Genomic DNA, 18,750 nt, shown 5'->3' with positions numbered 1-18,750 from the left:
TAATGCCTGGTGATAACGTTAAGATGACAGTAACTCTAATCGCGCCAATCGCGATGGACGAAGGTCTTCGTTTCGCTATCCGTGAAGGTGGCCGTACTGTAGGTGCTGGTGTTGTAGCAACTATCGTAGAGTAATAGTTAACGTTTAAGTTAATTAATACTATAAAAACCCGAGCTTAGCCTCGGGTTTTTTAATGCCTGAAGAAAAGTGATTAGATTTTAGCTATCAGTTTTTAGCTGCTTGGCGTTAATGTAAATAATGTTGTTTGGGTTGGCTTTACAAAGCCCAAGTCGAAGTGGTCACTGATGTATAAGGAGGTGCTTATTCAGTGAATAACTATCGACACTTACAGGGTATTAGCCTAAGCTAAAAATGGCTTAAATTTACAACAGGAAATGGGCGATGAATAATAAAAATAATTATCCGCAAGGTATATTTTGCTGGGCTGAACTGTGTACTCATAATTGGCAAGACGGGAAAGCTTTTTATACCTCGTTGTTTGAGTGGGGAAATGATGATCAGCCCATTGGCGATGATGAGTATTACACTATGCTACAAAAGCAAGGTGACGATATTGCTGCCATGTATCAAATGCCTAAAGAGCAAGTGGGCTCTACGCCTAGCTACTGGCTTACCTATATTGCCGTAGATGATGTTGATGCATGTGCAATTAAGGCGCAAGAGCTCGGTGCGCAAATTATAGCAGGCCCTCATAATGTTATGGATGCAGGGCGTATGTTAATGCTTAAAGATCCCGCGGGTGCCACGGTGGCATTGTGGCAAGGTAAAGAGCATATAGGATGTAAGCGTCCTTGTGAGCTCAACACGCCTTATTGGCATGAAATGGCAACGCGCGATAGTGAAACAAGCCGTCATTTTTACTGTGAACTACTGGGGTGGAAAAGTGAAACAAAGCCTATGGAAGGTATGGATTACAGCTTGTTTTTAGTTGCAGGTAAGCCCGTAGCAGGCATGCTACAAATGACTGATGAGTGGCCACTAGACGTACCTCCCCATTGGATGATTTACTTCGCCGTGGATAACTGCGATAGCTATGTAAAAAAAGCGGCGACTCTTGGAGGGCAAGTGTGTGTACCTGCTACAGATATTCCTGATGTAGGGCGTTTTAGTGTTATTTGCGACCCTCAAGGGGCTGTATTTTCTATTATTGAATCGGCAATGGATGATATTAAAGCTTAGTTATTAACAGCGCGTAGGGCTAAATTTTAGACTTTAGTGTGGTTATTTAGGCGCAGTAATTATGTGCTTTTTTGCTATAATGGCGGGTAATTACACCGTCAGTCAGCAAGAGAGTACAATGGAATTTGAACAAGATAGTAAATTAACCTTACCGTTATTTATTTTAAATGAGTCGCTTAGTGAGCGAGATTTAGAAAAGCCCGATTTAGACATTTCATTTGCTCTTGATGATGAGCTACTGACGCAGATATGCCAAAACCCAGCACCTGATAGCAGTATCGCTATTAGTTTAAAAGAGTATGAGCTTGCACCGCATAGCAGCGAATTTAATGCGTTGTTAAACCAAGAGCACGATGCACAAATAACGCTGACCCACGGCCCACTGTTAAGTGTGGTGTTAAATACCCACGACAACCAGACTTTTGTCTCTCCACAAATGGATATGATGCCAACCTTCGACCTGGGTGATGAGGATGAAGAATGAAAAAAATTCTGATCAGCACATTCGTTCTTATTATCCTCAGCGGGTGTGCTTATTTAGGCAATGCTCACTACAACGACTTATTTGGTGATGAACAAACGCAGCAGCGTATAGTGCCGCATGATACAGGTGCTGGTGCTGAGTTTTTGCAAGAAGTAAAACCTGTGCTAGATACACGCTGTGTAGTATGCCATGGCTGTTATGATGCGCCTTGTCAGCTAAAGCTTTCGTCCCCTGAAGGGATAGATAGAGGGCTAAGTAAAGAGCTTGTTTACGATGGTACACGGCTATTAGCCACTACACCAAGCCGGTTATTATTTGATGCAACCAGCACTGAGCAATGGCGTAAAAAGGGCTTTACTCCGGTACTTAACGAACGTGACCAAAACCCAGAAGCAAACCTTGCCGGTGGGGTGTTATTTAATTCATTAGTGCTTAAGCAAAGTGCACCGTTACCAGAGAATGAAATTCTTGATGACGAATTTGACTTTTCACTTAGCCGCTCTCAAACATGCGCCACTATGGGAGAATTCGATCGTTTAGCTGCAGAGCAGCCTCATGGCGGTATGCCTTACGGTTTACCGGGCGTGTCTAGCCAGGAATTTTATCATTTACAAAAGTGGCTTAAAGACGGTGGAAAAATGGCGCATATTAAACCGCCCACCAAAGCCGAGCTAACAAACGTTAAAAACTGGGAAGCGTTTTTAAATCAAGACAGCTTAAAATACCAATTAGCCGCACGTTATATTTACGAGCATTGGTTTTTAGCCCATATTTATTTTGGTTCTGATAAACCACAGAGCTTTTTTAAACTGGTTCGTTCAAGTACGCCGCCAGGCGAAGAAATTAAGTTAATTAATACGCGCCGACCATACGATGACCCTAAAGTAAGCCGTGTGTATTACCGTTTACTACAGGACCGCTCAACTGTTTTATCAAAAACACATTTACCGCTAAAGCTTGATGATGCAAAGCTTGCACGTATTTATGAGCAATTTATAGCTCCCGATTATACGGTTACTAAAATGCCAAGTTATAAGAGCGAGGCGGCATCTAATCCTTTTAAAACGTTTGAAGTAATTCCTATTAATTCTAAGTATCAATTTATGCTTGATGAAGCTGAGCTAATTATTATGGGCTTTATTAAGGGCCCTGTATGCCGCGGCCAAATTGCACTTAATGTGATTAACGATCATTTTTGGGTTGCCTTTGCAGACCCTGAAAAAGTCGCGACTCCAGCAGTGGAAGATATGTTGCTTCAGCACGAAGAAGCCCTTGAATTACCTGCAGCAGAAGAAAGCAATGCATTGCCTATCTCTAGCTGGGTTAAATACTCAGTGCGTGAGAAAAAATACTTACAAGCCAAAGTTGAGCTGGCTAACGAGATGTTTAAAAACGGAGAGCATTTAACCACCGACCTATTGTGGAAAGGTGAAGGGCATAACAAAAATGCAGCGCTTACAATATTTCGCCATTTTGATAGTGCCACGGTGGTGAAAGGCTTTATTGGTCAAGAGCCTAAAACTATGTGGGTATTAGATTATGCGCTATTTGAGCGTATTCATTACTTACTTGTTGCAGGCTTTGATGTATACGGAAATATCGGTCACCAATTAGTGACCCGCCTATACATGGACTTTTTACGTTTAGAGGGTGAGCAAAACTTTTTGGCTTTATTGCCTGAAGCGAAGCGCCATCAAATTAAAAAAAGCTGGTATAGAAAGTCTCCGCCAAGCTTATCTAAGTTTTTTAAAAACAACCGAGAGTTTAGCCAACCTAGCGGTATTGAATATAAAACGGATGATCCACAACACGAGCTGTATGGGCTAATTAAGCAAACTTTAGCGCCAGTACTGAGTGAGCACTACGACTACACAAAAGTACCCACGCCATTAAATGCACTGAACAATATGCCAGCTAAGGCTATAAATTTATTACCGCAGTTATCGTATATTTTGGTTAAGCAAGACGATGCTTCACATAAAGCTTACACGCTTATTCATCACAACGCGCATTACAATATTTCCAGCTTATTAAATGAAGATGGGCAGCGCGCTTATGATGAAGATACCGCCACCCTAGTGCCAGGTTTTATTGGCGATTACCCTGCGGCTATTTGGTATTTAAATGATCAAAATGAAGTGGGTGAGTTTGCACAGCTATTACCTATGATGCAAATTGAAGCAGATTATGCTGCATTAAAAGTAAAATTTGGTATTCGTCGCTCACATCCAGAGTTTTGGAAATACAGCGACATAATGCACCAAGTAGCTAAAGAGTATCGCGGCGTTGAATTTGGTATGTTTGACTACAACCGATTAGAAAATCGCTAACTGGTAATTACAAAAGTGTCGCAAGTATTGCCCTTTTTGCCTCACACTTAATACATTTAGCCCAGTCATGTTACTGGGCTTTTTATTTATATAATTACTAAAGCTGATGTTGAGTTTTCTATATATAGGCTACACTTAAAATAAAAAAGCGGCCTTGTATGTTTAAAATTATTGCCAATGTAAGACAGCGTTACCGATGGGCGCTTATTGCTATTGCTCTGTTAATAAGTGGCTCAGCATTATTGCTGCAGTATGGCTTTTCTGTACAAAAGTACGATGCTAAAATTATTAATATGGCAGGTAAGCAGCGCATGCTCTCGCAAAAAATTGCTTGGCATAGCAATGCACTTCTTTCATCACGAATCGATGTTGCTACCCATACCAATTCCCTCGAACACTCTCTCGCACAATTTAAAACAGCTCATGAGGTATTACTTACCAAGCAAGGTAGTAGTTACCGTTATTTAACGCCAGAATTAGTAAAGTTATACTTTTCTGAGCCAGCTAATCTAGATAGCGAAGTGAATGAATTTATTGCCCAAGCTAGCTGGCTGCTGTATCAAAAAGGCGAGGTAGACACACAGGTGCTCAACGTAGCACATGTAGAAAACCTGCTAGCTAAGCTTGACCGCGCGGTTACTTTATTTGAGCAACATGCAGTGAAAAAAGTTAACCGCGTGTCTAATTTAGAATTGCTGTGCTGGTTAGTCGCCATGGTGTTATTGCTCGTTGAGCTAAGATTTGTGTTTATGCCGATGGAAAAAGAGGTGGAACGCACCTTAACAGCACTTCAAAAACAAAAGGACTTTGTAGCGCAAATGAGCCAAAACAAAGAGCACTTTATTGCCAGAGCAAGCCACGAATTTAGAACACCGTTACAGGGATTAATTACGTCGATTGATGAGCTAACCATCAATGCCGAGCAGCAAAATATTAAAACGCAAGCAAGCTACTGCGCCCTTAGACTTCTATCTATGCTTGATGAGCTACAAGACCTACAAGCACTAAGCACAGGAAAGTGGGCGCCAATTCTTAAAAACGAAAACCTTTTAGAATCCATAAACAAAGTGGTGCTGGCGTATGAGTATGCAGCGCAGCAAAAAGGGCTAACATTAATCACTCATTTTGATGAGTCTCTTAATTGTTTTTGTAAGTTAGATCATCAGCGCTTACAGCATGTATTAACCGAGCTAATTAGCAATGCAATAAAGTTTACCGACAAGGGTGAGGTTGAAGTTGCTGCAAACATGCAAAACTCGCAATTACAATTAACCGTTAATGATAGTGGGTGTGGTTTTTCTAGCGAAATAACAGAACTAGAGTTTGACTCATTTAAACAAACTAACCACTTTCAAGGCCTAAGAACGGGATTAACACGGGCGCAGTATGTTGTTAAAGCGCTGCATGGTTCGCTTTCATTTAAAAACAACGCAGCGAGTGGCGCTCATGTTACGCTTAACTTGCCGATTGAAATTACTAACCAGCAAACAGAAAGAGAAGTCGAAAAAAAGCTTTTTTGCCTTGTGGTTGAAGACAACGAATTAAACACCTTGTTACTCACACGTATTTTGGCAACGTTAGGTGTGGACTATGAATGCGTTGTAAATGGCCTAGAAGCCTGCGAAAAGGTAGGTAAGGCTGACTATGACGTGGTGTTTATGGATTTAAACATGCCGGTCATGGATGGCTTTGAAGCGACTAAAAAAATACGCAAAGAGCTAAATAAAACCATGCCCATAATCGTTGTTACAGCAAATACCTCAGCCGAAGACATGGACTTAATTTATGAATATGGCGCGAGTGAGCATATTCATAAACCCATAAGTAAGCAGGCAGTGGCTGATGCATTAGTAAATGTGTGCATAGCTAATGAAATAAATTAATACGCAATTAAATACGCTTGCTAAAGCAATTTACTATACGTTAAGTTGTTTATTTAGCTTATGGTGAAGGCAGTATTGTGCAAAGTATTGTATTTGAACAATTTAGTGGTTATTTAAAAGGGCAAGGTAAAAGCCGTTTCACAATTAATGACTTAAGTTGGCAAGTGAATGCTGGTGAGCACTGGCTATTACTAGGCGCTAATGGCGCAGGTAAATCGGCATTGAGCGCCGCATTAACGGGTGAAGCTAAGCAGCAAAGTGGTACTTTTAAAAGTACCTTTAATAGCACGCAGCTTGTGTCATCTGATGTGCAAAAGCAGTTAATCAAAAACGAAATTGAGCATGAACATCACAGCTTAGTAAAAGATTTTATCTTCCCTCAAAATAGTAGCTACAACCATGAGTTACGTACAAAACTAATAGATGCCTTTAATTACAGCGCCCTTTTAGATAGGCATTTTAGAGATCTCTCTACCGGCGAAACCCGTAAGCTCCTACTTATAAATGCGCTAAGTAGTCATGCTGATTTAGTGGTACTAGATGAGCCATATGATGGCTTAGATAAACATTCGTGTGAGGTGCTAAACACTTTATTAGAAACACTTAGCTCAACAATTAACTTTGTGTTTGTGTTAAATAGGCTTGATGAAATCCCACCGTTTATTACTCATTACGCTTATGTAAATCAGGGGCAGTTGCAGCATGTACTTAATAATCCAAACGCAGAGCAGCGTGCTGACTTGCTTAAACTACTGCATTTAACCCATACCGCTTTAGCAATACCTCAACCGGATGACTCCCAAGGGCGTGCAGAGTATACCGCCGATACATTGGTTAAGCTTAGTAATACAAAGGTTAGCTACGCTGGGGATGATGTATTTAAAAATCTCAATTGGCAAATTAATAAACATCAACACTGGCAACTTAGTGGTAAAAATGGCTCAGGTAAAACCTGCTTATTAAATTTAATCACTGGCGATAACCCTCAATGCTACAGCAATGATATTCAGGTATTTGGTTTTAAACGCGGAAGTGGTGAAAGTATTTGGGATATAAAACAACATATTGGCTATATATCAAATGCACTGCATATGGATTATCGAGTAAGTATATCGGCATTGAATACGGTTATTTCTGGATTTTACGACAGCATTGGCTTATATCAAAAGCCAACAGAGTCACAGGTAAATACAGCTAAGCAATGGTTAGCGTTGATTGGGTTAGGCGATAAACAAAATAGCTCATTTACGCAACTTTCATACGGCGATCAGCGCATGCTATTAATAGTGCGTGCTATGGTAAAACACCCCACGTTACTTATTTTAGATGAACCTTGCTTAGGGCTTGATGAAGCAAATAGACAGCGAATACTAATTTTAATAGAGAAAATTTGTGCCGCAAATACCAGCACCGTTATTTATGTAAATCACCATGCGGCAGACAAAATTAAAGGGATTGAGCATTATTTAAAAATGGAAGATTTTAATTAAAGGCTGGGCTGAATATGCCCAACCTTTAACGCCACGTTATAGGCGAGTAATGGTAAAGCCTGCATCAGTTAACTGTTTAATTAAACCATGCTGCTCCGGTAAGTGCAGCGCGCCTACAGCAATAAATAGCTTTTCGTTAGTTAAGCGAGGCACTAATTGCTCCACCCATTTATTATTACGATTAACTAGCATAACTTGCTCGCTTATTTCACCGTAGTTACTCTCGTCAAAACTCATGTTGTAGTATTCAGTCAGCGTATCCATATCACCATTTTTCCAGGCGTTTACTAACTTAATAAAATAAGTATTAATATCGGCAAGCTGTTCAAACGTTTCTTCAATCATTTCATTACTGAGCAAAGCCATGCCATCAAACATTTGCAGTTGCTGCTCTAGCGTTTCTAACTCTCCAATCGTGATATTTTGCTTTTTAGCGTAAGCAAGTACTTGCTTGTCTATGCCTGTTTGGTCAGAAAATCCTGCATTTTGAAATTCAATCTGCATCATGGTTACCATTACAGCCCAAGGTTTGAGGCCATTAAACATAGCTATATCAATCGATTTTTTAGCAAAGTAGTCTTTAAGCTTATTGTAGTTTTGTTTTGAGAGTTCTGTTTGTAATGTTTTGCCATCTTTAAGCATCATAAAGGGCATTGAACGCTGCTGCATTTGCAAAGGCGTGAGTTTACTAATATCTACTTCAACAACAACTTGCTCGCTTTGATCTATAGCCTTAGTTACTTTTTCTGGTAAGCCTTTCATGCTGGCGTCGCCTACGTGAACTGTGCCAAACAAGTAAGAGCTAGTACCGTTTTTTTCTACTTTAAATAATGCCGGTGCTGCGACACTATTAAAACTAGTTGCTATAAAAAGTGCCAATATAAAAAACTGACTAATTCGAGTGAGGGCTTGCATGGTTTGTCCTTAAATCTAATTGAGTTGCCTAAATACTAGCTTAAATTAAAGCGCTTTAATAAACCTATTTGGTTATATTAAACACTTTTAAATGCGCTTATGAGTTTAGTTGCACTAGGGCACCTTGTTTAAATTGGGTGAATGTAATTGAGTGGTGCGTAATAGGGCTTGCGGAGTAAACCTGCCTAATTAGCAAAGTTTTAAGTTATTTACCGTGCTGCGCTGTTATTTGTACTACAATGTATCAAAAATTAATCAAGCCCTATACGGCTATTATGTGGCTAGTGAATTTACTTGATGCAAATTAAGGTATAGATTTTTCATTTAAGCCTTTTTTTGTGAATTTAAAATCCGTTTAAAGTCGCTTTTTGCTCTTTTGTTGAATTAAGTTTGGTGTTGACTTACTCGCCTCAGCGCGGTACAAATACATATACAGAGCGAAGAGTATTACTTCGTAACAAATGAACACATTTTGGTATTAATTACATGCTTACAAATGCACTTAACCTAGTCCTGATTATTATCGTGGTGATTATTCCCGCGAGGGCTTCGTAGTGCTATAAACTTAAGCATTAAAGAGCCCTCCGCACCTAACCGTTCGGAGGGCTTTTTAGTTTTAAGCACAAAGTTTTAAAAATTTTATACCAATTCGCTTAATTAAGTGATCTATTTTGAGGATAGATAAACGTGTTGATAGCTAGGCAAAAAATTCGCTATTTAGTTGTTCTAAATGAGAATTTTTTAACGCAGATAGCGACACTTTTAGCCCCCTAAAAATAATTAAGTATTATTGCGGATTGGTATTAGCTATAAGTTTTTAAGTAAGTATGTAATTGGGTTGTCACTGAGGAATGAGGATTAATTAATGACAGGCGCAGAACTAACAATCGATTTATTAGCCAAGCACGGCGTAAATGAAGTATTTGGCTACCCTGGCGGAGCTATTATGCCCATTTACGATGCGCTGTATGGCGCGCCTGTAAAGCATTACCTTACTCGCCATGAGCAAGGTGCTGGCTTTGCCGCAGTGGGTTATGCTCGCAGCACAGGCAAATTAGGCGTTTGTTTTGCTACCTCAGGCCCCGGCGCTACTAACTTAATAACAGCACTTGCCGATGCAATGATGGACTCAGTGCCATTATTAGCAATTACAGGCCAAGTACCGACTGCCGCTATTGGCTCAGATGCATTTCAAGAAGTCGATGTACTAGGTATGTCACTGTCGTGTACTAAACATAGCTACATGGTAGAGCGCCCAGAAGACTTAGCTGAAATATTACAAGAAGCCATGCACTTAGCTCAAAGTGGTCGCCCAGGCCCAGTGCTTGTAGATATTCCAAAAGATATTCAAATGGCGCAAGTGCCTTTTAAACCTTGGTTAGCTGCTGATGAGTATTTACCACAGCTTGATTTGAACCAAGTGGCCATTGCAAACCAGTTATTAACTGAAGCAAAACAGCCAGTAGCGTATGTAGGTGGTGGCGTGCAAGCCGCCGATGCGCAAAATGAGTTAATGCAGTTTTTAAATAAAACACAAATGCCAGCGGTATCAACATTAAAAGCGCTAGGCAGTGTGTTACCAGATTACGAGCACTACTTAGGAATGCTAGGCATGCACGGCACACAAGCGGCTAACATAGCAGTACAAGAGTGTGATGTACTTGTATGTATAGGTGCGCGCTTTGATGACCGCGTAACGGGTAACTTAGCCAAATTTGCAGCTAAAGCAAAAGTAATTCACTTAGACATTGACGCGGCCGAAGTAGGTAAACGCAAACCTGCTAAAGCGTCCTTAATTGCTGATCTAAAAACCTCATTACCCGCACTTGAGTGTGTTGTAACACCTAAAGCATGGTGCGATACAAATAAGCTCATGAGCGAAAAACACGCGTGGCGTTATGACTACCCAGGCGAAAAAGTATTTGCTCCGTATTTATTGAACCAGTTAAGCCAGCGTATGCCAAAAACAGGCGTAGTGTGCTGCGATGTAGGCCAGCACCAAATGTGGGTGGCGCAACATATGAAATTTAACCACCCAAGTAATCACTTAAGTAGTGGTGGCGCAGGCACTATGGGCTTTGGTTTACCGGCGGCTATTGGCGCACAAGTAGCACGCCCAGACGATTTTGTAATAACGGTGTCGGGTGATGGCTCAATCATGATGAACATTCAAGAGCTTGCCACTATACGTCGTAACAATTTACCAGTAAAAATACTAATATTAGATAACCAACGCTTAGGTATGGTTCGTCAATGGCAGGAACTGTTTTTTGAAGGGCGTTACTCTGAAACCAATCTTTCAGATAACCCTGATTTTGTTCAGTTAGCGGCAGTATTTGGTATTCCTGGGCAAACTATTACTAAAGCCAGCGAAGTAGACGATGCAATCACTGCACTGGTAAACAGCGAAGGGCCGTATATTTTACATGCCTGTATAGATGATAAAGAAAACGTATGGCCGCTTGTACCACCAGGGGCTGCAAATGACGAAATGATTACGGAGAAAGCACAATGAAACACAGCTTAATTATTGCATTGAAAAACCAAAGTATTGCGGTGGAGCGCTTTTTACGTGTTGTGCGTCACCGTGGTTTTGACCTTACGCATTTTCAGCTTAATACCGATGAAGCTCAATATACGATAGCAATGACGGTCGATAGCGATAAGCCTATTCATCTATTAACCAGCCAGCTAAATAAGTTGGTAGACGTTAAAGAAATCAGCTTAGAAAATTTACAGCAACAAGCAGTGTAACTGCTAACGAAACACATTTACGCGTTACTGAATATAACCATCAGTAACTCAACAATTTTTAGAATGAGGAATGCCCGCTTACACAGCGGCAAAACAGAGGTAACTATGGCTAAATTAAGAAGTGCAACAACAACTGAAGGACGTAAACGCGCAGGCGCACGTGCATTATGGCGCGCAACAGGCATGACCGACACCGACTTTGGTAAACCTATTATTGCTGTAGTTAACTCGTTTACGCAATTTGTACCAGGGCATGTACACCTTAATCAGCTTAGTGAGCTAATGGCTGAAACAATCACGCAAGCGGGCGGCGTGCCAAAAGAATTCAACACCATCGCAATTGATGACGGTATCGCAATGGGCCACGGTGGTATGCTTTACTCACTCCCTTCTCGCGACTTAATTGCAGACTCTGTTGAGTACATGGTTAACGGCCACTGCGCCGATGCGATGATCTGTATTTCTAACTGTGACAAAATCACCCCAGGGATGATGCTTGCAGCGCTACGTTTAAATATACCGGTTATTTTTGTATCGGGCGGACCAATGGAAGCGGGTAAAACCAAACTTGCTAACATCGATATTAAACTAGATTTAGTTGATGCCATGGTAAAAGGCGCTGATGAAACAGTAAGTGATGCAGATTCAGAGCAAGTAGAGCGCTCTGCGTGTCCTACCTGTGGCTCGTGTTCGGGTATGTTTACTGCCAACTCAATGAACTGTTTATTAGAGGCTATTGGCCTTGCACTACCGGGTAACGGTACAACGCTTGCAACTCATAAAGATCGTAAGCAACTGTATGTAGAAGCCGGCGCTCGCATTGTTGACTTGTGCCGCGAGTACTACCAAAAAGACAACCACGACGTGTTACCGCGTGCAATTGCAAACAAAACAGCCTTTATGAACTCTATGGTGGTTGATATTGCCATGGGTGGTTCATCTAATACCGTATTGCATTTATTAGCAGCGGCACAAGAAGCCGGTGTAGATTTTGATATGTCGCACATTGATGAGCTTTCTCGTAAAACCCCATTTTTATGTAAGGTGGCCCCAGCTACACCTGAGTACCATATAGAAGATGTGCATCGCGCTGGTGGCATGATGGCAATTGTACGTGAGCTAGGTAAAGCGGGTTTAGTTGATTTATCGGTAAACCACGTAGCGGGTATGACGATGGGTGAGCTTGTTAAAAAGTGGGATGCGACTGATCCTACAAACGAAGCAGCACAAAAGTTTTACCGTGCAGGCCCTGCCGGTATTCGTACTACAAAAGCAATGAGCCAAGAGTGCCGTTGGGATGAAGGCGATAACGACCGAGAGCATGGTTGTATCCGTAGTGTTGAGCATGCCTTTAGACAAGATGGTGGCTTAGCTGTGCTTTCAGGTAACTTAGCGGTTGATGGCTGTATTGTTAAAAGCGCAGGTGTAGTTGACGAAATGCTGCATTTTGAAGGCACCGCAGTGGTGTACGAATCACAAGATGATTCAGTAGAAGGCATTTTAAACGACGAAGTAAAAGCCGGTGATGTTGTGGTTATTCGCTACGAAGGCCCTAAAGGCGGCCCAGGTATGCAAGAAATGCTTTACCCAACGAGCTACTTAAAATCAAAAGGCCTTGCTGAAAAATGTGCCTTGATCACCGATGGTCGTTTCTCGGGCGGCACCTCTGGTTTATCAATCGGCCACGTATCGCCAGAGGCGGCAAGTGGCGGTGCCATTGCGTATGTTGAAAATGGCGACAAAATTATCATTGATATCGCAACACGTGAAATCACCCTTGCATTAAGTGATGAAGAGCTAGAAGCACGTAAACAAAAGCAATTAGCGCGTGGTAAGCAAGCGTATAAGCCGCTTGATCGTGACCGCTATGTATCGTCGGCATTAAAAGCGTATGCATTACTTGCAACCAGTGCCGATAAAGGCGCAGTACGTGATTTAGCCAAACTGGAGGAGCTTAGCTAATTATGGTTTCTCAAGAGCTCGATTATTTTCGCGCTATTATTCAGGCCAATATGGAACCGCTAGCTAAAGTGACTGAGGTCAGCGAAATGCGCGACCTCAGTGATAAATTAGGCAACCATGTTTGGTTAAAGCGTGAAGATCAACAGCCCGTGTATTCGTTTAAGTTACGCGGTGCTTATAATAAATTAAACAAGTTACCAAAAGGGTCTGTTGTTATTACGGCATCTGCGGGTAACCATGCACAAGGTGTGGCGCTTAGTGCTTCACACCTTGGCCATAAAGCCACTATTGTTATGCCAGTTACCACGCCTGAAATAAAAGTAAGTGCGGTACGTGCGCTGGGCGGTGAAGTGGTTTTACATGGCCATCATTTTGATGCTGCAAAAGCACATGCACTTGAACTAACAGAGCAACGCAATGGCGTATTTGTACCGCCTTTTGATGACCCTGATGTAATTGTGGGGCAAGGCACAGTGGCTCGCGAGCTTATGCAGCAACTCAACGAGCTTGATGCGGTATTTATCCCTGTTGGCGGTGGTGGCTTACTTGCTGGTATGGCGGTTTATATCAAATCATTACGCCCCGATATAAAAGTTATTGGCGTAGAAGCTGACGAAAGTGCATGTTTACAAGCCGCGCTTAAAGCGGGTGAGCCTGTTGAGCTCGACCGTGTTGGCAGTTTTGCCGATGGCGTAGCGGTTAAAATTATTGGCAGTGAAACATTTCGCTTAGCGCAAAAATTTTGCGATGAAGTTGTAACTGTCAGTGGCGATGAAATTTGTGCCGCCATGCAAGATATTTTTGTCTCTACTCGCGCGATTTCAGAGCCCTCAGGTGCCCTTGCAACTGCAGGGCTTAAAAAGTGGAGCCAGCAATCGGGCTTAAAAGGGCTGCATTTAGCAGCGGTGCTTTCGGGTGCTAACTTAAACTTTGATCGCTTACGTTATGTGGCTGAGCGTACTGCGCTAGGTGAAAAAAACGAAGCGCTACTCGCGGTGACCATTAAAGAAGAAAAAGGCAGCTTTAAGCAGTTTTGCACCTCTTTAGGTGGTCGGGCTATTACTGAGTTTAACTATCGTTATGCAGGCCCAGGTGAAGCGCAAATATTTGTAGGTATTGCCCTGCGCCAGGGTGAGCAAGAACTCAACGAGCTAAAACAAGACCTAACTAACAACGACTACCAATTTTGCGATTTATCAGATAACGAACTCGCTAAATTACACGTACGTTATATGGTAGGTGGCAAAGCACCGGAGCAGTTACACGAAAGGTTATTACGGTTTGAATTTCCGGAATACCCAGGAGCCCTTGCGCGCTTTTTAGATACCTTAGGTAGCAATTGGAATATTACTTTATTTCATTATCGCAATCATGGGGGGTCTATCGGAAATGTACTGGCGGGCTTTGCTATTGAGCCAAGCCAATTTGATATGTTTAACGAGCACTTAAACCGCTTAGGTTACAGTGTACAAGATGAAACACATAACCCGTGTTTTACGCAGTTTTTAACCTCTCAGCCACAAAGCTCAAGCGTTGACAATTTAGCTTCAGCTTAGGGTTTTTATAAGCAAGTATGCACGTTTGCATGCTTGCTTTATCGTGTGTTTTAAATATAGTTACAGCTAATGACTACTATTTGGAACACCCAGTTGCTTATTAAAGGATTAATATTTGTAATTTTGCTTTTTTGCAGCCAACTAATGGCTCAAGAATCAGTCACTTTACAACTAAAATGGACCCACCAGTTTCAGTTCGCCGGCTATTATATGGCTCAGCAAAAAGGCTACTACAAAGACGCCGGACTTGATGTAACCATACGCGAAGCCAATCCTAAAATGCCTGACACTTTCACGCCTGTAGCAAGTGGAGAAGCCCAATTTGGCGTAGCGCATTCGGGTATTTTACAACAAAGAGTAAACGGCCAACCGTTTGTAGCAATGGCGGCTATTTTACAGTTTTCCCCGTACTGTTGGATGGTAAAAGACAGCTCTGATATTTTTCACCCTCGCGATTTTACCGCTAAACATATTACCGAAGTGAGTAAAAAAGACAGTACTGAGCTGCTAGTTATGCTTAAACGCAGCGGTATTGATATTGCTACCTTAGAGGTATACGAAGGCGATGAGCCTGCGCTACAAGCGTGGCAAGAAAACAAACTTGATGCAATGCAAGTGTATGTCACCACTCAGCCTTACTTTATGACTCAGCAAGGGGTATCGCACCGCCTTATATGCCCACAGCGCTATGGTATGGATGTGTATGGTGATGTGTTATTTACCAGCGAATCAATGCTTAAAAAGCACCCGCAAACGGTCGAAAAGTTTTACCAGGCGAGCTTAAAAGGTTGGCGCTATGCGATGATGAATATGGATGAAGCCATTGCAATTACTCAGCAAGTGTATGCGCCAAACAAAAGTTTTCATCAGCTAGCTTATGAAGCCGAAGTATTGAAAGACTACATAATGCCGCCTACGACCCATTTAGGGAATATGTCGATGGCCAAGTGGCGCTTAATTGCAGATTACTATGGCATTAAGCAAACGCAATTTGACGAGCACAAAGCTGGGTTTGTTTATAAATACCAAGAGCCAGAGCGATTACAACTGTCGTGGATGCTAATAGCCGCCTTTATTGTGAGTATTATTTCGATCCCCCTTTATTTACGTTTAATACTTGGAAAAAAATAACCGCTTAATGCTGCTCTGCGCAACTGGTATAATTAAACGTCTTTTTACTATTTTAAGTTGTTATGAACCTAGCTGAGCAGTTTGCAGCACTCGATGCAGTGCTAATGAATACCCGCGAATATTGGCAATGTACAGCATTTGATTTTGATGAATTACCGTGGCCTGAGCTACAAGCGGCGTTAAATAACTTATCAGATGCAGATGTCGCAAGGCTTGATAACGATCAGCAACAGCTTTATCAATTTTTTAGCCCATTTATCGCCGGGGTAGAGCAGCTACCTGAGCTGTGTAATTTACCAAAAAGCCAGCAGCAACGTAGTGAATACCCGTTTTGGATAAGTAACGGTATTAAAGGGCGTAAGTTTGAGCAACTGCAAGACTTTGTTTCAGCATTAACGAGTAATACACAGCCTGTACTTGAATGGTGCGCAGGTAAAGGGCATTTAGGCCGAATGCTTGCTTATAACGGCGCGCAAAGCGTACACAGTGTTGAGCTACAAGGGCATCTTTGCGAGCAAGGAGAGCACAGTGCACGCAAGCAAGGTTTAGCGATGAAATTTAGCCAAGCTAATGTGCTTGAAGATGAAACACGCCATTTTTTTAATACCGACACACATGCGGTTGCACTGCATGCATGTGGCGCACTGCACCAAACATTTATGCAACACGCCAGCGCCGCTAGGGTAAAACGTATTAGTTTTTCGCCGTGCTGTTATCACTTATTTACCGATAGTCGTTATCAGGCAATGAGTGAGCTTGCCCTTGCTAGTAAGCTTAATTTAACGCACCGCGATTTAAAATTGGCGCTGCAAGAAACAGTTACAGCCCCTTCACGTGTAGCTAAAATACGAAAAACTGAGGTGGAATGGCGCTTAGGGTTTGACGCACTTCGAAAGTCACTCACTCATGAACAATATTACGTGAGTGTGCCTTCAGTTAACAAAGCCGTGTTTTCTGATACGTTTGCACAGTTTTGCGCTTGGGCGGGGGATAAAAAGTCTATAAGTATCCCTCAAGATACTGATTACGATAAGTTTTTGTTAATTGGTAAGGCGCGTAAAAAAGTAACAGAGCGAATCGAACTGGTTCGACATGTGTTTAGAAGAGCAATAGAAGTTTGGCTTGTGCTCGATCGTGCTTTATATTTGCAACAGCAAGGTTATCACGTTTCAGTTACCACCTTTTGTGAGAAACAATTAACTCCTCGCAATATTTTAATTCTTGCAAACACCAACTAAAAAGGCGCTCATTATTTGTCTTTTCTGGGGTGTAATTTCTATCCCGTCCTAAATAAGAGATGCAATGAGAAAGCTAAAAAATTTATTCGAAAACAACAAACGTTGGGCTGCACGTACAACCGAAGCCAACCCTGAGTTTTTTAAAATATTATCAATGCAACAAAACCCAGAGTACTTGTGGATTGGCTGCTCAGACTCCCGTGTTCCTGCCAACCAAATTGTTGATTTACTGCCGGGTGAATTATTTGTACACCGTAATGTAGCTAATGTGGTGGTACATACTGACCATAACTGTTTATCGGTAATGCAATACGCGGTAGAGGTGCTTAAAGTAAAACATATTATGGTGGTTGGCCACTATGGCTGTGGCGGTGTACAAGCGGTATTAAATAACGCCAAATTTGGTTTTATTGATAATTGGTTACGCCATGTTGGCGATGTAAAAGAAAAACACTTAGAGCAGCTTAATGCAATGGATGAGCAACAGCGTTTAAGTCGTTTAATTGAGCTAAACGTTATTGAGCAAGTACGCAACGTGTGTAGGACAAACATAGTTCAAGATGCATGGGATAAAGGCCAAGAGCTCACGATTCATGGTTGGGTATATGGATTAGAGAACGGCCACTTGCACGACTTATCATCGGTTGTAACCTGCGCCGATGAAGAAGGCGATGTGTATAAAAAAGCCGTTGCACATGTACTCGCTAAAGCCGGTTGCGAGTAATTTAAACAATGACTAAAACGGCAATAATCATAGGGGCAACAGGGGTTGTGGGGAGTGAGCTATTAACGCTTTTACTGCAAAGCCCTGCGTTTGGCCATGTGATTGCTATAACTCGCCGTAAGCTGGACGTTAAACATACTAAGCTCACTAATCAGGTTATTGATTTTGATTGTTTAACCAACTACTGCGCGTTATTTAAAGGGGATGTGTTTTTTTCGTGTTTGGGCACTACTAAAAAGCAGGCTGGCTCGACCGCGGCGCAGCGTAAAGTTGATTTTGATTATCAGTTTATTGCGGCGCAAATGGCGGCTAACAATGCAGTGAGCCATTATTGCTTGGTGTCATCAAGCGGCGCTAATGCGCACAGCATCAGCCCTTACTTAAAAATGAAAGGCGAGCTTGAGCAGCACATAAAAACGCTGGGCTTTGCAAAAGTAAGTATATTCCAGCCGTCTTTATTAATGGGTGAGCGAAACGATACACGAATAGCTGAGCAAATAGGCGCATTTGTGTTACCTGTTATTACTCAACTTCCTTTTTGAAAACGTTATAAACCCATTACGGGTAAGCAAGTGGCACTAAAAATGTGCGCTGTAAGTTTAGCGCAGCAACAATCACTGCAATACTATGTATTAGAGGCACTTTTTGATACATAGTGGGCTTTTAGTTAAAACTAAAAGCAAAAAAGCAGCCTTAGCTGCTTTTTTTGTGGCTGAGTATACAGATGTAGTACGTGCTACTCGGCGTTATTTTTAGCATTTAGTTGTTGCTCTAGTAACACAACTTTTGCTTCAAGCTCTGTGAGTTTTTCACGAGTACGAATAAGTACTTGGCTTTGCACATCAAATTCTTCGCGGCTAACAAAGTCCATTTCAGCCAGCTTATTTTGTAAAACTTGTTTGGTTTTACCTTCCAGTGTATCTGCTAGGTTTTTTACACCTTGCGGCATGTTGTTGGTGATTTGCTTAGCAATTTCTTCAAGTTTTGCTGGATTGATCATAATCGTCCCTTGCTGTTGCCCTAAAATGATAATGACTAATATTACCTTATACCTAAGGTATTTAATACATGATCACCACAATG

14 protein-coding genes and 2 pseudogenes are annotated in these 18,750 nt (G+C 41.8%); 14 read left to right on the top strand and 2 right to left on the bottom strand.

All coding sequences use genetic code 11. The annotated features are described in order from the left end of the window. The 6 genes and pseudogenes from PSH41_RS18315 to PSH41_RS18290 form a co-directional block, all read left to right on the top strand. Nucleotides 1-134: pseudogene (locus PSH41_RS18315) on the top strand (elongation factor Tu); the annotation flags it as partial. A 268-nt stretch (nucleotides 135-402) separates the two neighbouring features. Next, nucleotides 403-1,200 carry a VOC family protein gene (locus PSH41_RS18310; RefSeq protein ID WP_273589777.1) on the top strand — a complete coding sequence of 266 codons (798 nt, stop codon included), beginning with the start codon at nucleotides 403-405 and terminating at the stop codon, nucleotides 1,198-1,200. Nucleotides 1,201-1,318: 118 nt separating this feature from the next. Beyond that, nucleotides 1,319-1,684 carry a hypothetical protein gene (locus tag PSH41_RS18305; RefSeq protein ID WP_064386317.1) on the top strand — a complete coding sequence of 122 codons (366 nt, stop codon included), beginning with the start codon at nucleotides 1,319-1,321 and terminating at the stop codon, nucleotides 1,682-1,684. Continuing rightward, entirely contained in the window at nucleotides 1,681-4,014 is a 2,334-nt protein-coding gene (locus tag PSH41_RS18300) for a fatty acid cis/trans isomerase (protein ID WP_273589778.1), read from the top strand. Before PSH41_RS18305 ends, PSH41_RS18300 begins: the two co-directional genes overlap by 4 nt. Nucleotides 4,015-4,172: 158 nt before the next feature. Then, on the top strand, nucleotides 4,173-5,897 hold the full coding sequence (locus PSH41_RS18295) for a response regulator (RefSeq protein ID WP_273589779.1): 1,725 nt from the start codon (nucleotides 4,173-4,175) through the stop codon (nucleotides 5,895-5,897). A 77-nt stretch (nucleotides 5,898-5,974) separates the two neighbouring features. After that, nucleotides 5,975-7,387 carry an ATP-binding cassette domain-containing protein gene (locus PSH41_RS18290; protein WP_273589780.1) on the top strand — a complete coding sequence of 471 codons (1,413 nt, stop codon included), beginning with the start codon at nucleotides 5,975-5,977 and terminating at the stop codon, nucleotides 7,385-7,387. Nucleotides 7,388-7,423: 36 nt separating this feature from the next. Here PSH41_RS18290 and PSH41_RS18285 read toward each other — a convergent pair whose 3' ends face one another. Further along, the gene (locus PSH41_RS18285) at nucleotides 7,424-8,302 is read right to left on the bottom strand and encodes a TraB/GumN family protein (RefSeq protein WP_138577667.1); all 879 of its coding nucleotides are present in this window, start codon (nucleotides 8,300-8,302) and stop codon (nucleotides 7,424-7,426) included. Between the two features lie 865 nt (nucleotides 8,303-9,167). On the opposite strand from PSH41_RS18285, the gene ilvG reads away from it, so the two are divergent. The 8 genes and pseudogenes from ilvG (at nucleotide 9,168) to PSH41_RS18245 (ending at nucleotide 18,323) form a co-directional block, all read left to right on the top strand. After that, entirely contained in the window at nucleotides 9,168-10,817 is a 1,650-nt protein-coding gene (ilvG, locus tag PSH41_RS18280; protein WP_064386301.1) for an acetolactate synthase 2 catalytic subunit, read from the top strand. Then, complete coding sequence (gene ilvM / locus PSH41_RS18275; protein WP_273589781.1) at nucleotides 10,814-11,056, top strand: acetolactate synthase 2 small subunit; 243 nt, start codon at nucleotides 10,814-10,816, stop codon at nucleotides 11,054-11,056. Before ilvG ends, ilvM begins: the two co-directional genes overlap by 4 nt. Before the next feature lie 105 nt (nucleotides 11,057-11,161). Beyond that, nucleotides 11,162-13,018, top strand: a complete 1,857-nt coding sequence (gene ilvD, locus PSH41_RS18270) for a dihydroxy-acid dehydratase (protein WP_024032149.1) — start codon at nucleotides 11,162-11,164, stop codon at nucleotides 13,016-13,018. A 2-nt stretch (nucleotides 13,019-13,020) separates the two neighbouring features. Further along, nucleotides 13,021-14,574 carry a threonine ammonia-lyase, biosynthetic gene (gene ilvA / locus PSH41_RS18265; protein WP_273589782.1) on the top strand — a complete coding sequence of 518 codons (1,554 nt, stop codon included), beginning with the start codon at nucleotides 13,021-13,023 and terminating at the stop codon, nucleotides 14,572-14,574. A 144-nt stretch (nucleotides 14,575-14,718) separates the two neighbouring features. Then, on the top strand, nucleotides 14,719-15,705 hold the full coding sequence (locus tag PSH41_RS18260; RefSeq protein ID WP_273589783.1) for an ABC transporter substrate-binding protein: 987 nt from the start codon (nucleotides 14,719-14,721) through the stop codon (nucleotides 15,703-15,705). A 62-nt stretch (nucleotides 15,706-15,767) separates the two neighbouring features. After that, the gene (locus PSH41_RS18255) at nucleotides 15,768-16,943 is read left to right on the top strand and encodes a methyltransferase (protein ID WP_273589784.1); all 1,176 of its coding nucleotides are present in this window, start codon (nucleotides 15,768-15,770) and stop codon (nucleotides 16,941-16,943) included. A 64-nt stretch (nucleotides 16,944-17,007) separates the two neighbouring features. Further along, entirely contained in the window at nucleotides 17,008-17,667 is a 660-nt protein-coding gene (gene can / locus PSH41_RS18250; RefSeq protein ID WP_024032154.1) for a carbonate dehydratase, read from the top strand. An 8-nt stretch (nucleotides 17,668-17,675) separates the two neighbouring features. Then, a pseudogene (locus PSH41_RS18245) lies at nucleotides 17,676-18,323 on the top strand (NAD(P)H-binding protein). Nucleotides 18,324-18,403: 80 nt separating this feature from the next. Here the strand turns inward: PSH41_RS18245 and ubiK are convergent. After that, nucleotides 18,404-18,667, bottom strand: a complete 264-nt coding sequence (gene ubiK, locus PSH41_RS18240; protein ID WP_004589302.1) for a ubiquinone biosynthesis accessory factor UbiK — start codon at nucleotides 18,665-18,667, stop codon at nucleotides 18,404-18,406. Nucleotides 18,668-18,750: the final 83 nt, after the last annotated feature.

Origin of the sequence: Pseudoalteromonas sp. CST2 (assembly GCF_028599385.1) — a bacterium.
GTDB classification, from domain to species: Bacteria; Pseudomonadota; Gammaproteobacteria; order Enterobacterales; family Alteromonadaceae; genus Pseudoalteromonas; species Pseudoalteromonas atlantica.
The sequence above is the reverse complement of the archived record's forward strand: the minus strand, read 5'-3'. Positions and strand labels throughout refer to the sequence as shown.